Source organism: Mixta theicola, assembly GCF_002895925.1.
GTDB classification, from domain to species: domain Bacteria; phylum Pseudomonadota; class Gammaproteobacteria; order Enterobacterales; family Enterobacteriaceae; genus Mixta; species Mixta theicola.
In genome coordinates this window covers 169,481-184,722 of the sequence record NZ_NWUO01000004.1, presented here as the reverse complement: position 1 = coordinate 184,722, position 15,242 = coordinate 169,481, and the positions used below count along the sequence as shown (strand labels likewise).

Genomic DNA, 15,242 nt, shown 5'->3' with positions numbered 1-15,242 from the left:
TACTGCTATAATCGTCAACGGCCGCTTACGCGGCTGTTGTCATCCCTTTCTGCCCCGACCTGCGTGTCGAACCGGCGCAGACATTTTTGGCACGGATAGCTCAGCATAACCGGAAAGTCACAGTGATGCCGCATCGCGCGCTGCCCAGGCCAAAAATGACAAGTATCAAAAACCAACGGAATCTTTATGTTAGATAGCTTGCTTGTCATACTCGTGCTGATTGCGATCAGCGCCTTCTTTTCACTGTCAGAAATATCGCTGGCGGCCGCGCGTAAAATTAAACTTAAATTGCTGGCCGATGACGGGAATATCAACGCGCAGCGCGTGCTGAAAATGCAGGAAACGCCAGGTATGTTCTTTACCGTGGTGCAAATTGGCCTGAACGCCGTCGCTATTCTTGGCGGTATCGTCGGCGACTCCGCCTTTTCCCCCTCTTTTCAAACCCTGTTCGATGGCCTGGTTTCTCCTGAGCTGGCGGAGCAGCTGAGCTTTATCTGTTCCTTCACCCTGGTGACCAGCCTGTTTATTCTGTTTGCCGACCTGACGCCGAAGCGTATTGGGATGATCTCGCCGGAAGCTATCGCGCTGCGCATCATTAATCCCATGCGCTTCTGTCTGCTGCTGTTCCGCCCGATGGTGTGGTTCTTCAACGGCATGGCCAATATGATTTTCCGCCTGTTCAAAATCCCGATGGTGCGTAAAGACGATATTACCTCTGACGATATTTATGCCGTGGTGGAAGCCGGCGCGCTGGCGGGCGTGCTGCGCAAACAGGAGCATGAGCTGATCGAGAACGTGTTCGAGCTGGAATCGCGTACGGTGCCGTCCTCCATGACCTCGCGCGAAAACATTATTTGGTTCGATCTGCATGAAGAAGAAAGCAGCCTGAAAGAGAAGATTGCGCTTCATCCCCACTCGAAGTTTTTAGTCTGTAACGGCGATATTGACCATATCGTGGGCTACGTCGATTCAAAAGAGCTGCTGCTGCGCGTGCTGGGTAATCAGAGTATGGCCCTGAATAGCGGCCTGCAGATCCGTTCTGCGCTAATCGTACCTGATACCCTGACGCTTTCTGAAGCCCTGGAAAGTTTCAAAACCGCCGGTGAAGACTTTGCGGTCATCATGAATGAATACGCGCTGGTGGTGGGCATCATTACGCTGAACGATGTGATGACCACGCTGATGGGCGATCTGGTGGGTCAGGGGCTGGAAGAGCAGATCGTCGCCCGTGATGAAAACTCATGGCTGGTCGAAGGCGGCACGCCAATCGATGATGTGATGCGCGTGCTGGATATTAATGAGTTTCCGCAGTCCGGCAACTATGAAACCATCGGCGGCTTTATGATGTATATGCTGCGTAAAATCCCCAAGCGCACCGATTTCGTTAAGTTCGCGGGCTATAAGTTTGAAGTGGTTGATATTGATAGCTATCGCATCGATCAGCTGTTGGTAACGCGTATCGATGAGCGTCCGGCGAGCCTGACGATAAGTAAAGAAGTGGAAGAATAAAAAAGAACTATCTGGTCAGGCGGCGGTTGTATACCGCCAGATAGCATAAGGGCGCGTTAATCGCGCCCTGTTTTATTACTGATACTCTGCCTGCAGTCGAAGCACCTGGCGGTTTACTTCCGACATTACGCTAAAATGCTGTTTATCCTTAACGCGCGGAACGAGGATTTTGCCTTTATCAAACTCGAACGCGCCGACATCTTTGATGTAAATCCTTCCTTTAAACAACGTTTTAACGTATTTGGCGATCTGGAAGGGATTATAACGCTGAAAAATCTTCATGTTGCTTTCAACTCCTGAAAAATTAATACGCTTCGCCGTTGCCAAAATCGGTACGAGCCCTTGAAGCGCAAAGTGCCGATAAAATATAGATCATCGTCCGTTACCTGTGTTCCTAAAATTAAATTTTTTTACTGATTTGACACAACATTACAGGACACTCTGTTAGCACCGTCACATAAAGCAGTATAAACCTTCTGCCTGAGGTAATTTGTGCAGTCTGCCGCAAAGCTGGCAGGTCGATGAGACAGCAGCATAATGGCTGCTTATTATTTCAAAAACATGACTAAGTGGTCGGATCACCTGCCGAAGTGGAGAAAATAATGACACGCGCCCCGCTCGCCCTTGCATTTAGCCTGCTGCTGCCTTTCGCCGGCAGCGCCCATGACTTCGTTAACGGCCAGCGCGTCGCGCCGGTAAGCATCAGCGATAAAGGAGAACTTAACTATCAACAGGATAAGTTTAGCTATCGGGCGTGGAATAGCGCGCAGCTAATCGGTAAAGTGCGCGTGGTGCAACATATTGCCGGGCGTTCATCAGCTAAAGAGCAAAATGCAGCGCTGGTGGAAGCGATAAAACAGGCGCATCTGCCACCGGATCGCTATCAAACCACCACCATTATCAATACGGATGATGCCATTCCCGGCACCGGTATGTTTGTGCGCAGCAGCATTGAAAGTAATAAGAAACAGTATCCCTGGTCACAGTTTATTGTCGACAGCAACGGCACCGCGAAAAGAGCCTGGCAGCTGGAAGATGGCGGATCCGCCGTCGTGGTGTTAGATAAAAATGGCAGGGTGCATTTTGCGAAAGATGGCGCGCTGACATCGGAAGAAACGCAGCAGGTTATTGCCCTGCTGCATCAACTGCTTAAATAAATCCGCCTCAAAAAATAGAGACGCGAAAGCCGGGATTAAGGAAAGATTCGCGCGGCGTATAGTCCAGCGAGCGCCCTTTCCAGTCATGAACATGGGCGCCTGCGGCCAAAGCAACCGCATGTCCGGCCGCGGTATCCCAGCTGTTGGTGGGCCCAAAGCGCGGATAGAGCTGGGCCTTGCCTTCCGCGACCAGGCAAAATTTTAGCGATGAGCCAATGGCTACCGTCTGATGCTCGCCCAGCTGCTTCAGATATTCCTTCAGCTCATCGCCATCCTGATGGGAACGGCTAACGACTACCAACGGCGGGCGCGCATCACGGATTTTAATCTGCGTTTTTTGCCCGCGCTCTTCTTTCCAGGCTTTGCCTTCCGCTGCGGAATACATTACGCCCAGCACCGGCGCATACACCACGCCAAGCACCGGTTTGCCCCGATCGATCAGCGCGATATTCACGGTAAATTCACCGTTACGTTTAATGAATTCTTTGGTGCCGTCCAGCGGATCGACCAGCCAATATTGCTGCCAGTGCTGACGCACTTCCCAGCCAGGCGGATCCTCTTCGGAAACAATCGGCACCTCAGGCGTGAGCTGCTGCAAACCCCGAATAATCACGCCGTGCGCTGCAATATCGGCAGCGGTCACGGGCGAGTCGTCAGATTTGTGAGAAACGTCGAGCGGAGCCTCGCCATTGTAAACATTCATAATGGCGTCGCCCGCTTCGCGCGCCAGCTGGCAGATTTGCTCTAACATTTTTCACCTCTTTGTCGATGACCGCAGTAAGCCTGACGTTAGCGTCGGGACTTACGTTAATTGATCATGCTATTTAATCATAGCAGCTGGCGTTCAGATGCCGCGGTAAGCGGCGGTCAGCCAGGCGCACTCGCAGATCGTTTAGTTATCAATAGCATAATTCACGCGTCACTGTCATTACCCTTACCATAGGGCAACCCCTGGCTCATTGCCGCATACCTTAATAAAGGATGATTTATCTGTTCGCTGTCACAAATCTATACGATGAAACATAACGTTTGCAGATTAATTTGAGAAGTTTGTAGCGATTACTTTCAGGAGGAAAAAATGATTAAGGGCACTGCGCTTCTGGTTATGGCAACGGTTTCGATTCCGCTTTCCGCCGCGACGGTGGATTTTCGCATTATGGAAACCACCGATCTGCACAGCAATATGATGGACTTCGATTATTACAAGGATAAGCCCAGCGATAAATTTGGTCTGGTGCGTACCGCTACGCTCATCGCTGCGGCACGCGCGGAAGTAAAAAACAGCGTGCTGGTAGATAACGGCGACGTGATACAGGGCAGCCCGCTTGGCGATTATATGGCCGCTAAAGGGCTGAAACCGGGTGAAACGCATCCGGTTTATCAGGCCATGAATACGCTGGGCTACAGCGTCGGCAATCTGGGCAATCATGAATTTAACTACGGCCTGGACTATCTGCAGCGGGCGCTGGCGGGGGCGCATTTCCCCTATATCAACGCCAATATTATTGATACGGCAACCGGTAAACCGCGCTTTACGCCCTGGCTGATAAAGCCGGAAAAAGTGACCGGGCGGGATGGGAAAACCTATACGCTTAACGTTGGCTATATCGGTTTTGTTCCACCGCAAATTATGGTGTGGGACCGGGCTAACCTGCAGGGCAAAATAACGGTTGATGATATAACCGAAACCGCCCGTCGCTGGGTGCCGGTCATGCGTCAGCAGGGCGCGGACGTGGTGGTTGCCGTCGCGCATTCCGGTTTATCCAGCGCGCCTTATCAGGCGCTGGCGGAAAACTCCGTGTGGTATCTCAGCAAAGTGCCGGGCATCGACGCCATTATGTTTGGCCATGCGCATGCGGTATTTCCCAGCGCTGATTTCGCCGCCATTCCCGGCGCGGATCTTAAACAGGGCACGCTTAACGGTATTCCGGCGGTGATGCCGGGCATGTGGGGCAATCATCTTGGCATCGTGGATTTGACGCTTAATAACGATCAGGGACAATGGAAAGTCGCTCAGGCACGCGCCGAGGCGCGCCCGATTTATGATAAGACGGCGAAAAAATCGCTGGCGCAGGAAGATAGCGCCCTGGTTCAGGTGCTGGCCGATGCCCATCGCGCCACGCGCGATTTTGTCGCGCAGCCGATCGGCAAATCGGCAGAGGTGATGTACAGCTATCTGTCGCTGGTGCAGGACGATCCTACGGTGCAAATTGTGAATAATGCGCAGCGCGCCTACGTTGAGCATTTTATCCAGGGCGATCCCGATCTGGCTAACTTACCGGTACTTTCTGCTGCCGCGCCTTTTAAAGCGGGCGGACGTAAAAACGATCCGGCCAGCTATGTGGAAGTGGAGAAAGGCCAGCTAACGTTTCGTAATGCTGCCGATCTTTATCTTTATCCCAATACGCTGGTAGTGATGAAAGTAAACGGCGAGCAGGTGAAACAGTGGCTGGAATGTTCTGCCGGGCAGTTTAATCAGATTGATCCGCAACAGCGACAGCCACAGGCGCTGATTAACTGGAACTACCGCACCTATAATTTTGATGTGATTGATGGAGTGAACTACCAGATCGATGTGACGCAGCCAGCCCGCTATGATGAAGAATGCCGGTTAATTCATCCGCAGGCTTCGCGCATTAAACATCTAACCTGGCAGGGTAAGCCCATCAAGGACGACGCAACTTTCCTGATAGCGACCAATAACTATCGCGCATGGGGCGGTAAGTTCGCCGGAACAGGAGAAAAATATATCGCTTTCGCCGCACCGGATGAGAACCGCTCGATCGTTTCGGCGTGGATTAGCGCGCAAACTAAGGCGCAGGGTGAAGTACATCCGCAGGCGGATAACAACTGGCGACTGGCTCCGATTCAGAGCGCGGTTCCGCTGGATATACGTTTTGAAACTTCACCTTCATCAAAAGCCGCAGAATTTATCTCCCATTATGGTCATTATCCGTTGAAATATATTAACCAGGATGCAAATGGCTTTGCCATTTATCGTATCGACTTGCAGAAATAATAAAAAAAGCCAGCAGGCGCTGGCTTTTCATTATTGTTGACATTCATAGCGAATGACTTAAAGCAGGATGAGATTTTAATTTACCTGATTGAAATAATCCGTGTCATCTGCGTAAACAGTCCGCCGGAAAATTAACAGGCTACCCAAACGGGCTTATTTATTTCCGAACAGCTGCTTAATGGCGCTGAGCCCATTATCTACGATACTGACTATACCGTTGCCGATGTCGCTAATCGCCCCGGTAACGTTCAGCTCCAGAAGCTTACCAATGCCTCCGCCCAGCAGCGTACCTGCTTCTGTTGCATTGGTTACCAGACCGCCCAGAGCGGTACCTTTGTCGATAATGCCACCGATAGCGGCGCCAATATCCATACCAATTTTATCGAACACGCCAAACAGGCCGCCGGCGATTTGCTCCATTTCCTTATCATTTAACTGACGCATAATACTCCCTCTTGTTATGTGTAGGTTGGTATAATAAATCCTTACAATTAAGGCAACGAGAGTATAGTGAAAATCAATTTATCAAAGCAACAACCTGGCAGTCAGATTAAGGACATATATAGATAAACAAAAATAAAAGCATCGCAGGAAATATTTAATGAAAAATATCTTCACATAATAAAAAAGGCAAATAATTAATCCCATTTGCCCTTTTATTATTTAGATAAAATTAGTTAGATAATGTCTAATAATTCCACTTCGAATACCAGAGTGCTAAACGGCGGAATTGAAGCGCCCGCGCCGCGCTCGCCGTAGGCCAGATTATGTGGAATGGTCAGCTCCCATTTGGAACCCACCGGCATCAGCGTCAGCGCTTCAATCCAGCCGGCAATCACGCCGCTTACCGGAAATTCCGCTGGCTCGCCACGGGCAACCGAGCTATCAAATACCGTGCCGTCGATCAGCTTACCGGTATAGTGAACGCGTACATGATCCTGACGAGAAGGAATCGGGCCGGTACCCTGATTGATGACGCGGAACTGCAGCCCGGATTCGGTGCTGTTCACCCCTTCGCGCTGGCCGTTTTCCTGCAGATACGTCTGACCTTCCGCCGCCATCGCCTGCTGACGTTCACGGCGCACGGCATCGGCACGCTCATGTACTTCGCGCAGCGCGCGATGTACCACATCAACCGGTACAGCTGGCGCGTTCCCTTCCAGCGCATCACGCAGGCCCGCCACCATCGCTTCCGGCAGTAATCCCTGCAGGCCAGAGTCCAGCAGCTGCTGCCCTACCTGCAAACCAATACCGTAACTCGCCTGCGCTTCAAGGCTGTCAAAAGAAGGGGTTGTCATATTTTATCCTTTCACCAATAAATCAAAAGAAGACGCAGCATAACAGCCTGCGTTGCAGGGGTAAAATATGCATTCTTCCGATGACTTTTTGTAATGAAAAGGAAACAATAACGCTATCGCAATTTTTATAACCCAGACAGGCACTTTGCGTCTTTTTTGCCCATACTGCATCGGGGAAAGCAACGGCGACGCGCACGAGGTGTCGGAGGTAATATTATGCAAAAGGCCCCCCATTCTGGCATCCGCTTATGGCTGTCCCGCCTCTGGCATCTGCCGGATCGCATTAGCTGGATGCAACCGCTGCCGCCAGCGCATCGGCGCGGCATTATACTGGCGCTTATCGTTGTGCTGTTGGCTTTTCTCTGGCCCGTCTCAGCGCCGCGCGACAGTACGCCGCGCCCGGTCAATGATAATGACGGCAAAGAAGTGCCGCTACAGGCGGAAATTTATAATAACTCGCCAGCAACGCAGCCGGTGCCGGATAAAGATCGGTGGCGCAGCTATGAGATCGCCGCAGGCCAAACGCTGGCTCAGCTATTCCGCGATAATAATTTACAGGTGAATGACGTTTTCGCGATGGCGCGCGTTGAAGGCGATGATAAGCCGCTAAGCAGCCTGCACAGCGGACAGCAGATAAAAATTCGCCAGGACAGTAATGGCGTGGTGACCGGGCTTACGGTAGAAGGCGATAACGGTCCGGTGCTGTTTACCCGCCAGCCGGACGGCTCTTTTCTGCGGGCGCAATAAACAGCGCCACAGACTAAGGCAGATAAATACGCCAAACAAAAATGCCGGCCCAGGGCCGGCATTTTCATGTTACTGAAATAACTTATTCAGCAACTACGTTCACGTTCAGCTTAGCAAACACTTCGCTGTGAACCTGGAAGCTCACTTCGTGTTCACCAGTGGTACGCAGAACGCCGTTCGGCAGGCGAACTTCGCTCTTCGCCACTTCAACGCCAGCTGCAGTTACAGCGTCAGCGATGTCACGGGTACCGATAGAACCGAACAGTTTGCCTTCGTCACCCGCTTTAGAAGCGATGGTTACGGTGCCCAGTGCGTTAATGCTTTCAGCACGAGCGTTGGCTGCTGCCAGAACGTCAGCCAGTTTGGCTTCCAGTTCAGCACGGCGAGTTTCGAAGAACTCAACGTTTTTCTTGGTTGCCGGCACAGCTTTGCCCTGCGGAACCAGGAAGTTACGAGCGTAGCCCGCTTTAACGTTGACCTGATCGCCCAGGCCGCCCAGGTTTGCTACTTTATCAAGCAGAATAACTTGCATTACCTTATCCTCTCAAAGTCGATAATTGGACAGTGGCCGATTACTGATGACGATCAGTGTACGGCAGCAAAGACAGGTAGCGCGCGCGCTTGATAGCACGAGCCAGCTGACGCTGGTATTTAGCGCGAGTACCGGTGATACGGCTCGGTACAATCTTACCGCTTTCAGTGATGTAGTTTTTCAGCGTAGCGATATCTTTGTAGTCGATCTCTTGAACGCCTTCCGCGGTGAAACGGCAGAACTTGCGACGACGGAAATAACGTGCCATTTGGCTAGTCTCCAGAATCTATCAATTCAATCTGCTCGGCATGCAGCACAATTTTACTGAGGCCATTGCGCCCTTGATGGCTGCAAATAAAGCCTTCAACGGTAAGCTGCGTGCCGACCGTTATATGTTGAGTAATCACCTGATGCGCCTGACCGCTAATAATCACGGGCATACGGCACCAGGCCTGCCGGAAGAATCCGGCCTCTTCCTGCTGCGAGCGATGCTCAAGCACCAGCTGGCAGTGTGGAATCCCTGACGGACTTATTTTTTGCAACGGTGTCCGACACACAGTGCCAGACAAACGCAGCCGGTTCGCCGTCACGGTCGATTACTCTTCAGAATCCCCGGCATCTGCATCGTCAGAGGTTTCGTTAGCGAAATCTTCACGACGCTCACGGCGCTCGTCTTTCGCTTTAACCATCGGAGATGCTTCGGTTACTGCGTTTTTGGTACGCATAACCATGCTGCGGATAACGGCGTCGTTGAAGCGGAAGTTAGTTTCCAGCTCATCGATCACTTCCTGCGGCGCTTCAACGTTCATCAGAACGTAATGGGCTTTGTGCAGTTTGTTGATCGGGTAAGCCAGCTGACGGCGACCCCAGTCTTCCAGACGGTGAATCTTACCTTCTGCACCAGTGATGGCACCAGTGTAGCGCTCGATCATGCCCGGAACCTGTTCGCTCTGGTCAGGATGAACCATAAAGACGATTTCGTAATGACGCATCGAATTTGCTCCTTACGGATTATTCAGCCTCCTGTCAGGGTCAGCCGTGGCCCATGGAAGCAAGGAACGTTTTAAGTGTACGGCTGAAAAATTGACGCGTAATCATACTGGCCCGGCGAGGGAAACTCAAGCGGGAATCACGGAAAAAACGCGCCGGGCCGAGGCGGTAGCCAATAATGGCCTCAGGCCTGCGCGCTTAGTCTGTACTATCAACAGGATGCGAAAAACGTCACCAGCGCGGCCAACGCCTGCGGCGTTATTTTGTGCCCGACTTCCGGCTCGGTTAGCCAGGTAAGCTGCCGATCAAGCTGTGCGCTGGCCAGCGCCTGGACCAGCCGCTGAGTTTCTGCCGCGGGTACGACCTCATCCGCTTCGCCATGCCACAGCAACAGCGGGCGATCCGCCAGCCGGGTTAGCTGACGGCTGGGATCGTAATCGGCGAGCGGCGCCAGACGGCGCGCCAGTTCCGCCTGTTCTTCTGACGTCCGAGCCTGCAGCGGCGGGAACAGCGTCTGGCTTAGCGACATAAAATAACCCGAACCCATCAAACAGGCGACGCGATTGATATGCGGGTAGCGCGCCATTGCGCCCAGCGCGGTCATGCCGCCCATTGAGGCGCCCGCCACGCCGAAGCGGCCGTCGGCAATTAATCCTCGCGCCCGTAGCGCGGCTTCCAGCTGCGGCAGCTCATCGATATTGCTGCGCAAAATATCCCAGAAATGGGCCAGCCGGTATGCGCTGTCGCCGCGATAGCGGGAGCCATGCTCATCGGCATCCGGCATGATAACGCGAAAACCTGCCTGCGCCAGCGCCACGGCAGCCCAGGCGTAAACCTCTTTGGAAGAGAGATAGCCATGCCAGAACAGCACCGTGGGCAAGGCGACATCGCGCAGGCCAGCGGGCGCCGCATGCAGACATTCAATGCCGCTAAACGATTCGGTCACGATATCGATCATTTTGCCCGCAACTTTTTGTTCTGCCATCACTTTCATCTTCTCACGTCCTTTTTAAAAAATAGCCTTTGATTATAAAGTATTACGTTAGCTCTTTATTGGCCTTGAAAAAAAAGATCCTTTTCCTTGCGGTTTGCAGGGTAAAAATCCGCCGTTTTTGGCCGTTTAACGAGATCCCAAAATATTATCAAAAGGTAAAAACTCATGAAGCGTCTCTCACTCAGCCGCGCCAGTCTGGGCGTCAAGCTGTCTGTCATGACCTCTTTGAGCGTGGCCGTACTTTTTTTCATCCTCACGCTCACTTTAAGTAATAATGCTGCAAAACAGCTGCAGGCATTAACGCTGGAAAATATGCAAAACCAGGTGGCGGGTATTGGCGATATGGCCGGTATGTTTAACGCCACGCTGAGTGAAGAAGTTGCGAGCTATACCAACCTGTTTCAAAGCTTCCTGCCGAAAGATTTCAGCCGGGATGAAAGCTCACGTATCACGGTAGGCAATTTTTCTACCCCAACCTTACGCGCCGGTTTGAACACGCTGAATCTGGATGAAACCGTCGTTGATAACTTTTTGGCGCGTACCGGCGCAATTTCAACGATCTTCGTGCGTGACGGTGATAACTACGTGCGTATTGCCACCTCACTGCGCAAGGAAGACGGCACGCGCGCGATGGGAACCCAGCTCGATCGCCAAAGCCCGGCCTTTGCCCAAATCAATAAGGGTGCAGCGTATCGCGGCCTGGCCGCCCTGTTTGGCAAACGCTATATCACTCAGTATCAGCCGGTAAAAGATGCCAGCGGTACGGTCGTTGGTATTCTGTTTGTTGGCGTAGAGATTGGCAAACAGGTCGCGCTGATGCGCGATAAAGTGCTGAGTAAAACGTTTAGCGATACCGGCCGTTTTATGGTGATGAACGGCGCAGCAGGCGGTTCGCGCGGCCTCTGGCTGTTCCACCCGCAGGAGGAAGGGAAAATGGCGCGCTGGTCGCCGGAAGTCATGCAACAGCTCGTCACGCAGCAAAGCGGTACGCTGGAAACCTTGCAGGACGGCGAGCCGCGTATCGTTGCCTGGCAGCGTCTGCCCGGCTGGAACTGGATCATCCTTGGCGACGTGGATAAAAATAGCCTGCTGGCGCCTATTACCTCTGCCCGCAATACTTTCCTGCTGCTTGGGCTGGGGCTGGTGATGCTGTTTGCCATTGGTTTTGTGGTGATCGCCCGCCGCTGGGTCAGCGTACCGCTACAGCAGGTGATTCATCTGGCCGAACAGTATGCGGACGGCAACCTGCAGGCAACGCTGCAAACAGAGCGTAAAGATGAGGTGGGCCAGCTGATTACCGCCATTAACGGCATCGGCGATGGGCTTGAGCGTATCGTCTCTCAGGTACGCGCCGCCGCGCAGGATATTAGCCAGGGCACCGACGCGATTGTCGTGAGCAGTGAAAATATCAGCGAGCAAATTACCCGCCAGGCCAGTAGCGTGGAAGAAACCTCTGCCAGCATGGAACAGCTGGGCGCTACCGTCGGCCAGAATGCAGAAAACGTCGCCCAGGCGCTGCAGCTGGTGGCGGAAGCCGCGAGCGCGGTGCAGCATGGCGGCGAAACGGTCGCGCATTCGGTAAATACCATGTCGGCGATTAAGGTCTCTTCGCAGAGTATCGCTGATATTACTCAGGTGATTGAATCCATTGCCTTCCAGACCAATATCCTGGCGCTTAACGCGGCGGTGGAAGCCGCACGCGCAGGTGAACATGGTAAAGGATTTGCGGTCGTTGCGGCTGAAGTCCGCGCTCTGGCAAGCCGCAGCGCGCAGGCAGCGAAAGAGATCGATGCGCTGATTACTAACTCAATCAGCAGCGTAAATCAGGGGCATACGCTTTCTGAACAGACGCGCAGCGCAATGGACAATATTGTTTCCCGGATTGAGCAGGTTAAGGCCCTGATAGGTGAAATTAATATCGCCTCTCAGGAGCAGTCCGCCGGCATTGGCCAGGTCAATATTGCGATGACGCAGATTGGCCAGGCGACGCAGCAAAATACCGGGCTGGTTGCTCAGTCAGAAGAGACCGCTCAGGAGCTAAGTAAAAAAGGCCATCATTTAACCGAGCTGGTGAGTGTTTTTACCCTGAAAGGCTAACGGAACAGAGGGGATCGCATACACTTTAGCGATCCTTCTACCGTGAGGAATTTACGATGCGTTATTTGCCTTTACTGTTATTAACTCTGACTCTAAGCGCATGTAGTACGCTGCGTTCAAAGCCGGAAGCGCCGCCTGCGCCAACGCAACAGGCGCAGGAGATTAGCCGGGCGCAAACCGCTAACCTGCCAAGACTGGGCAGCATTACCAGCTCCACGCGCGGTTCGCCGGACGATGCCCAGCGCAAGATAGCGCAAAAAGCCAATCAGGCTGGCGCAACCTATTATCAAATAGTCGCGCTCAGCGAAACGGTGATGCCTGGAATGTGGTACGCCTCAGCAGTGCTGTATGGCCCCGCCGCCTCAGCTACCGGTAGCACGCAGCAGTAAGCGTTCGCCAACAGCTTCAGCGATGGGCGTGGCACCGCGCGTATCCAAATGCTGACGGCACCAGGCATCCGCCAGCGGCGGTTCCAGCGTCGTCAGCAGCTGCTGGCCGGTCGCTAATAACAACAGCTGGCTGGCAATCTCCCGCGCCTGCGCCTCCTGAGGCTTACGCAGACGCAGCCTGAGCTGACGCCAACGACTATCGAAATGGCGGTTAAGCCCTTTAACGCCATCAAACTGAGCAGCCAGCATCTCTGTTACCGCTGGCTGCTTTCTAAGCACCCGCAGCACATCCAGACACATCACATTACCGGCGCCTTCCCAGATACTGTTTACCGGCGCTTCGCGATACAAACGCGGCAGCTCGCTCTCTTCGCAGTAGCCGATACCGCCTAACGCCTCCATCGCCTGCGCAATAAACGGCGTAGCGTTTTTACAGATTTCAAACTTTGCGGCAGAGGTAAACAGACGCGCATAAGCGCGCTGCTGCTCATCCGCCGGTTGCGACCAGGCGTGAGCAATGCGCATTAACAGGGCCGTCTGCCCTTCCAGCTGGAGCGCTTGTTGGCACAGCAACTGACGCATCAGCGGTTGCTCAACCAGCGTTTTTCCCATCACCTGACGCTGATGCGCATGGTAGAGCGCGACAGAAAAGGCGCGACGCATCAGACTGTGGCTACCCAGCGCACAGTCGAAACGGGTATAGCCGCCCATTTTTAGAATCTGACGGACGCCCTCGCCCTCCTCGCCCAGCAGCCAGCCGATTGCGCCGTCGAACTCCACTTCACTGCTGGCGTTAGACCGATTGCCCAGCTTATCTTTCAGGCGCTCAATGCGTACCGCGTTGCGCGTGCCGTCCGGCAGCAGGCGCGGCAGGAAAAAACAGCTGATGCCGCCCGGCGCCTGCGCCAGCACCAGATGCGCATCGCTTTGCGGCACGGAAAAAAACCATTTATGCCCAACCAGGCGCCAGGCTTCGCCGCTGGCGCGCGCCGCAATCGGTTCGGCGCGCGTGGTATTACTGAGAACATCGGTACCGCCCTGCTTTTCCGTCATGCCCATACCGATCAGCAGGCCGCGCTTTTGCGGCGCGGGCTGTAGGTGCGCATCGTAACGATCGCTCAATAACGGCGGCAGCCAGTCGGCAAATAACGGCGGCAGGCTGGCCTGCAGCAGCGGCGTCGCGCCAAAGGTCATGGTGAGAGGACAGAGCGTGCCGGATTCCACCTGTCCATGCAGGATAAAACGCGCGGCGCGGGCAACGAACGCGCCTGAGCGCGCATCTGCCTGCCAGGGCAGATTATGGACGCGGTTAGCGCACAGCCCCTGCATCAGTAAATGCCAGGCCGGATGAAAACGTAAATCGTCCAGCCGTTCGCCGCGCGCGTCGTAACGCAATAGCTCCGGTGGAAAAGCATTCGCCAGCCTTCCCAGCTCCAGCGACTCGCTGCTGCCAAGCTGCTGCCCCACCGATGCCAGCAGCTCCAGATCCCACTCCGCGTCAAAGCGCACCACGGCTTCACGCAGGGGCGTATCGGAAAGAAACAGGTTGCTATTGCTAAGAGGACGAGGCTGATTAAAAACGGTATGGGTAACAGACATAACCGGGGATCTCCACGCGGAAAGCCCGATTAGCCAACGGCCAGGGCTTCTGAATTATCCTGCAGTAGATTAATTATGCAGAAAGCCGCAGAAAATGCCCGCAGTCAGAGAGGATATTCGGGGCGCTCATCACGCCCCTGCTATATCAGCCGCGACGCTGCCGCACCGCTTCAAACAGGCAGATACCGGTCGCCACCGAAACGTTCAGCGAAGAGACGCTGCCCGCCATCGGCAGTTTAATCAAATCATCGCAGTGCTCGCGCGTCAGACGGCGCATGCCTTCGCCTTCAGCACCCATCACCAACGCCAGCGGGCCGGCCATTTTGCTTTCCCATATTTCATGGGTCGCTTCACCCGCAGTGCCGATAATCCAGACATGGTACTCCTGCAGCAGGCGCATGGTGCGCGCCAGGTTGGTAACCCGAATCAGCGGGACGTTTTCCGCCGCGCCGCAGGCGACCTTTTTCGCCGTCGCGTTAAGCTGCGCCGAGCGATCTTTCGGGACGATAACCGCATGAACGCCAGCGGCATCCGCGCTGCGCAGGCAGGCGCCAAGGTTATGAGGATCGGTGACGCCATCCAGGATCAACAGCAGCGGCGATTCGATCGACGCCAGCAGATCCGGCAGATCGCCTTCCTGATATTGCCTTCCCGGTTTGACCTGCGCCACGATGCCCTGATGCACCGCGCCTTCTGTTTTACTGTCGAGCCACTGGCGCGTAGCAACCTGAACCATAATCCCCTGCGCTTCCAGCGCAGAAATCAGCGGCTGCAGACGGCGATCGTCGCGGCCTTTCAGGATCCAGACCTGTTGGAAACGTTGCGGATCGCGCTCTAAAAGCGCCTGTACGGCGTGAATGCCGAAAATTACTTCACTCATGTTTTATCCGATGCTGGTTACGGGCGGCCCT

17 protein-coding genes are annotated in these 15,242 nt (G+C 54.0%); 6 read left to right on the top strand and 11 right to left on the bottom strand.

The genetic code is table 11. From position 1 onward, the window contains the following. Nucleotides 1–186 precede the first annotated feature (186 nt). Nucleotides 187–1,509 (top strand): polyamine export protein PaeA, encoded by a 1,323-nt coding sequence (paeA, locus tag COO59_RS07520; protein WP_103059189.1) that lies wholly within the window; start codon nucleotides 187–189, stop codon nucleotides 1,507–1,509. A 75-nt stretch (nucleotides 1,510–1,584) separates the two neighbouring features. On the opposite strand, the gene COO59_RS07515 is transcribed toward paeA, so the two are convergent. After that, nucleotides 1,585–1,791: a DUF1107 domain-containing protein gene (locus COO59_RS07515; RefSeq protein WP_085069893.1), complete on the bottom strand. Its 207-nt coding sequence runs from the start codon at nucleotides 1,789–1,791 to the stop codon at nucleotides 1,585–1,587. 320 nt (nucleotides 1,792–2,111) lie between these two features. Between COO59_RS07515 and COO59_RS07510 the strand changes: the two genes are divergently transcribed. Next, nucleotides 2,112–2,666 (top strand): YtfJ family protein, encoded by a 555-nt coding sequence (locus tag COO59_RS07510; protein ID WP_103059188.1) that lies wholly within the window; start codon nucleotides 2,112–2,114, stop codon nucleotides 2,664–2,666. Between the two features lie 7 nt (nucleotides 2,667–2,673). Here the strand turns inward: COO59_RS07510 and cysQ are convergent, their stop codons facing one another. Then, on the bottom strand, nucleotides 2,674–3,417 hold the full coding sequence (gene cysQ / locus COO59_RS07505; protein ID WP_103059187.1) for a 3'(2'),5'-bisphosphate nucleotidase CysQ: 744 nt from the start codon (nucleotides 3,415–3,417) through the stop codon (nucleotides 2,674–2,676). Nucleotides 3,418–3,744: 327 nt separating this feature from the next. Here cysQ and COO59_RS07500 point away from each other — a divergent pair, with 327 nt between their 5' ends. After that, nucleotides 3,745–5,685 (top strand): bifunctional 2',3'-cyclic-nucleotide 2'-phosphodiesterase/3'-nucleotidase, encoded by a 1,941-nt coding sequence (locus COO59_RS07500; protein ID WP_103059186.1) that lies wholly within the window; start codon nucleotides 3,745–3,747, stop codon nucleotides 5,683–5,685. A gap of 153 nt (nucleotides 5,686–5,838) precedes the next feature. On the opposite strand, the gene COO59_RS07495 is transcribed toward COO59_RS07500, so the two are convergent. Both COO59_RS07495 and fklB read right to left on the bottom strand, forming a co-directional pair. Next, the gene (locus COO59_RS07495) at nucleotides 5,839–6,129 is read right to left on the bottom strand and encodes a hypothetical protein (RefSeq protein ID WP_103059185.1); all 291 of its coding nucleotides are present in this window, start codon (nucleotides 6,127–6,129) and stop codon (nucleotides 5,839–5,841) included. 233 nt (nucleotides 6,130–6,362) lie between these two features. Beyond that, nucleotides 6,363–6,983: a BamJ family beta-barrel-assembly machinery protein gene (gene fklB, locus COO59_RS07490; protein ID WP_103059184.1), complete on the bottom strand. Its 621-nt coding sequence runs from the start codon at nucleotides 6,981–6,983 to the stop codon at nucleotides 6,363–6,365. Nucleotides 6,984–7,196: 213 nt separating this feature from the next. Here fklB and COO59_RS07485 point away from each other — a divergent pair, with 213 nt between their 5' ends. Continuing rightward, the gene (locus COO59_RS07485) at nucleotides 7,197–7,730 is read left to right on the top strand and encodes an OapA family protein (RefSeq protein WP_409371606.1); all 534 of its coding nucleotides are present in this window, start codon (nucleotides 7,197–7,199) and stop codon (nucleotides 7,728–7,730) included. 82 nt (nucleotides 7,731–7,812) lie between these two features. Here COO59_RS07485 and rplI read toward each other — a convergent pair whose 3' ends face one another. The 5 genes from rplI to yjfP form a co-directional block, all read right to left on the bottom strand. Next, entirely contained in the window at nucleotides 7,813–8,262 is a 450-nt protein-coding gene (rplI, locus tag COO59_RS07480; protein ID WP_085069879.1) for a 50S ribosomal protein L9, read from the bottom strand. A 40-nt stretch (nucleotides 8,263–8,302) separates the two neighbouring features. After that, nucleotides 8,303–8,530: a 30S ribosomal protein S18 gene (gene rpsR / locus COO59_RS07475; RefSeq protein ID WP_000135199.1), complete on the bottom strand. Its 228-nt coding sequence runs from the start codon at nucleotides 8,528–8,530 to the stop codon at nucleotides 8,303–8,305. Nucleotides 8,531–8,534: 4 nt separating this feature from the next. Beyond that, nucleotides 8,535–8,852 carry a primosomal replication protein N gene (gene priB, locus COO59_RS07470; protein WP_103059182.1) on the bottom strand — a complete coding sequence of 106 codons (318 nt, stop codon included), beginning with the start codon at nucleotides 8,850–8,852 and terminating at the stop codon, nucleotides 8,535–8,537. Between the two features lie 6 nt (nucleotides 8,853–8,858). Next, nucleotides 8,859–9,254 (bottom strand): 30S ribosomal protein S6, encoded by a 396-nt coding sequence (rpsF, locus tag COO59_RS07465; protein ID WP_038623908.1) that lies wholly within the window; start codon nucleotides 9,252–9,254, stop codon nucleotides 8,859–8,861. A gap of 209 nt (nucleotides 9,255–9,463) precedes the next feature. Further along, nucleotides 9,464–10,210 (bottom strand): esterase, encoded by a 747-nt coding sequence (gene yjfP, locus COO59_RS07460; protein WP_103059306.1) that lies wholly within the window; start codon nucleotides 10,208–10,210, stop codon nucleotides 9,464–9,466. Nucleotides 10,211–10,411: 201 nt separating this feature from the next. On the opposite strand from yjfP, the gene COO59_RS07455 reads away from it, so the two are divergent. Together COO59_RS07455 and bsmA are read left to right on the top strand one after the other, a co-directional pair. Continuing rightward, a complete protein-coding gene (locus tag COO59_RS07455) occupies nucleotides 10,412–12,343 on the top strand; it encodes a methyl-accepting chemotaxis protein (RefSeq protein ID WP_103059181.1) in 1,932 nt (643 codons plus the stop codon). 56 nt (nucleotides 12,344–12,399) lie between these two features. Beyond that, on the top strand, nucleotides 12,400–12,732 hold the full coding sequence (bsmA, locus tag COO59_RS07450) for a biofilm peroxide resistance protein BsmA (protein WP_103059180.1): 333 nt from the start codon (nucleotides 12,400–12,402) through the stop codon (nucleotides 12,730–12,732). Here bsmA and COO59_RS07445 read toward each other — a convergent pair. Together COO59_RS07445 and rlmB are read right to left on the bottom strand one after the other, a co-directional pair. Further along, nucleotides 12,706–14,331 carry an isovaleryl-CoA dehydrogenase gene (locus COO59_RS07445; protein ID WP_103059179.1) on the bottom strand — a complete coding sequence of 542 codons (1,626 nt, stop codon included), beginning with the start codon at nucleotides 14,329–14,331 and terminating at the stop codon, nucleotides 12,706–12,708. The two genes, bsmA and COO59_RS07445, sit on opposite strands and share 27 nt — an antisense overlap. A 145-nt stretch (nucleotides 14,332–14,476) precedes the next feature. After that, a complete protein-coding gene (gene rlmB / locus COO59_RS07440; protein ID WP_103059178.1) occupies nucleotides 14,477–15,211 on the bottom strand; it encodes a 23S rRNA (guanosine(2251)-2'-O)-methyltransferase RlmB in 735 nt (244 codons plus the stop codon). Nucleotides 15,212–15,242 lie beyond the last annotated feature (31 nt).

Bases quoted from the DNA above. Each gene is read 5' to 3' on its own strand.
- paeA (WP_103059189.1), top strand. From the start codon at position 187: ATGTTAGATAGCTTGCTTGTCATACTCGTGCTGATTGCGATCAGCGCC.
- COO59_RS07515 (WP_085069893.1), bottom strand. From the start codon at position 1,791: ATGAAGATTTTTCAGCGTTATAATCCCTTCCAGATCGCCAAATACGTT.
- COO59_RS07510 (WP_103059188.1), top strand. From the start codon at position 2,112: ATGACACGCGCCCCGCTCGCCCTTGCATTTAGCCTGCTGCTGCCTTTC.
- cysQ (WP_103059187.1), bottom strand. From the start codon at position 3,417: ATGTTAGAGCAAATCTGCCAGCTGGCGCGCGAAGCGGGCGACGCCATT.
- COO59_RS07500 (WP_103059186.1), top strand. From the start codon at position 3,745: ATGATTAAGGGCACTGCGCTTCTGGTTATGGCAACGGTTTCGATTCCG.
- COO59_RS07495 (WP_103059185.1), bottom strand. From the start codon at position 6,129: ATGCGTCAGTTAAATGATAAGGAAATGGAGCAAATCGCCGGCGGCCTG.
- fklB (WP_103059184.1), bottom strand. From the start codon at position 6,983: ATGACAACCCCTTCTTTTGACAGCCTTGAAGCGCAGGCGAGTTACGGT.
- rplI (WP_085069879.1), bottom strand. From the start codon at position 8,262: ATGCAAGTTATTCTGCTTGATAAAGTAGCAAACCTGGGCGGCCTGGGC.
- rpsR (WP_000135199.1), bottom strand. From the start codon at position 8,530: ATGGCACGTTATTTCCGTCGTCGCAAGTTCTGCCGTTTCACCGCGGAA.
- rpsF (WP_038623908.1), bottom strand. From the start codon at position 9,254: ATGCGTCATTACGAAATCGTCTTTATGGTTCATCCTGACCAGAGCGAA.
- yjfP (WP_103059306.1), bottom strand. From the start codon at position 10,210: ATGATCGATATCGTGACCGAATCGTTTAGCGGCATTGAATGTCTGCAT.
- COO59_RS07455 (WP_103059181.1), top strand. From the start codon at position 10,412: ATGAAGCGTCTCTCACTCAGCCGCGCCAGTCTGGGCGTCAAGCTGTCT.
- bsmA (WP_103059180.1), top strand. From the start codon at position 12,400: ATGCGTTATTTGCCTTTACTGTTATTAACTCTGACTCTAAGCGCATGT.
- COO59_RS07445 (WP_103059179.1), bottom strand. From the start codon at position 14,331: ATGTCTGTTACCCATACCGTTTTTAATCAGCCTCGTCCTCTTAGCAAT.
- rlmB (WP_103059178.1), bottom strand. From the start codon at position 15,211: ATGAGTGAAGTAATTTTCGGCATTCACGCCGTACAGGCGCTTTTAGAG.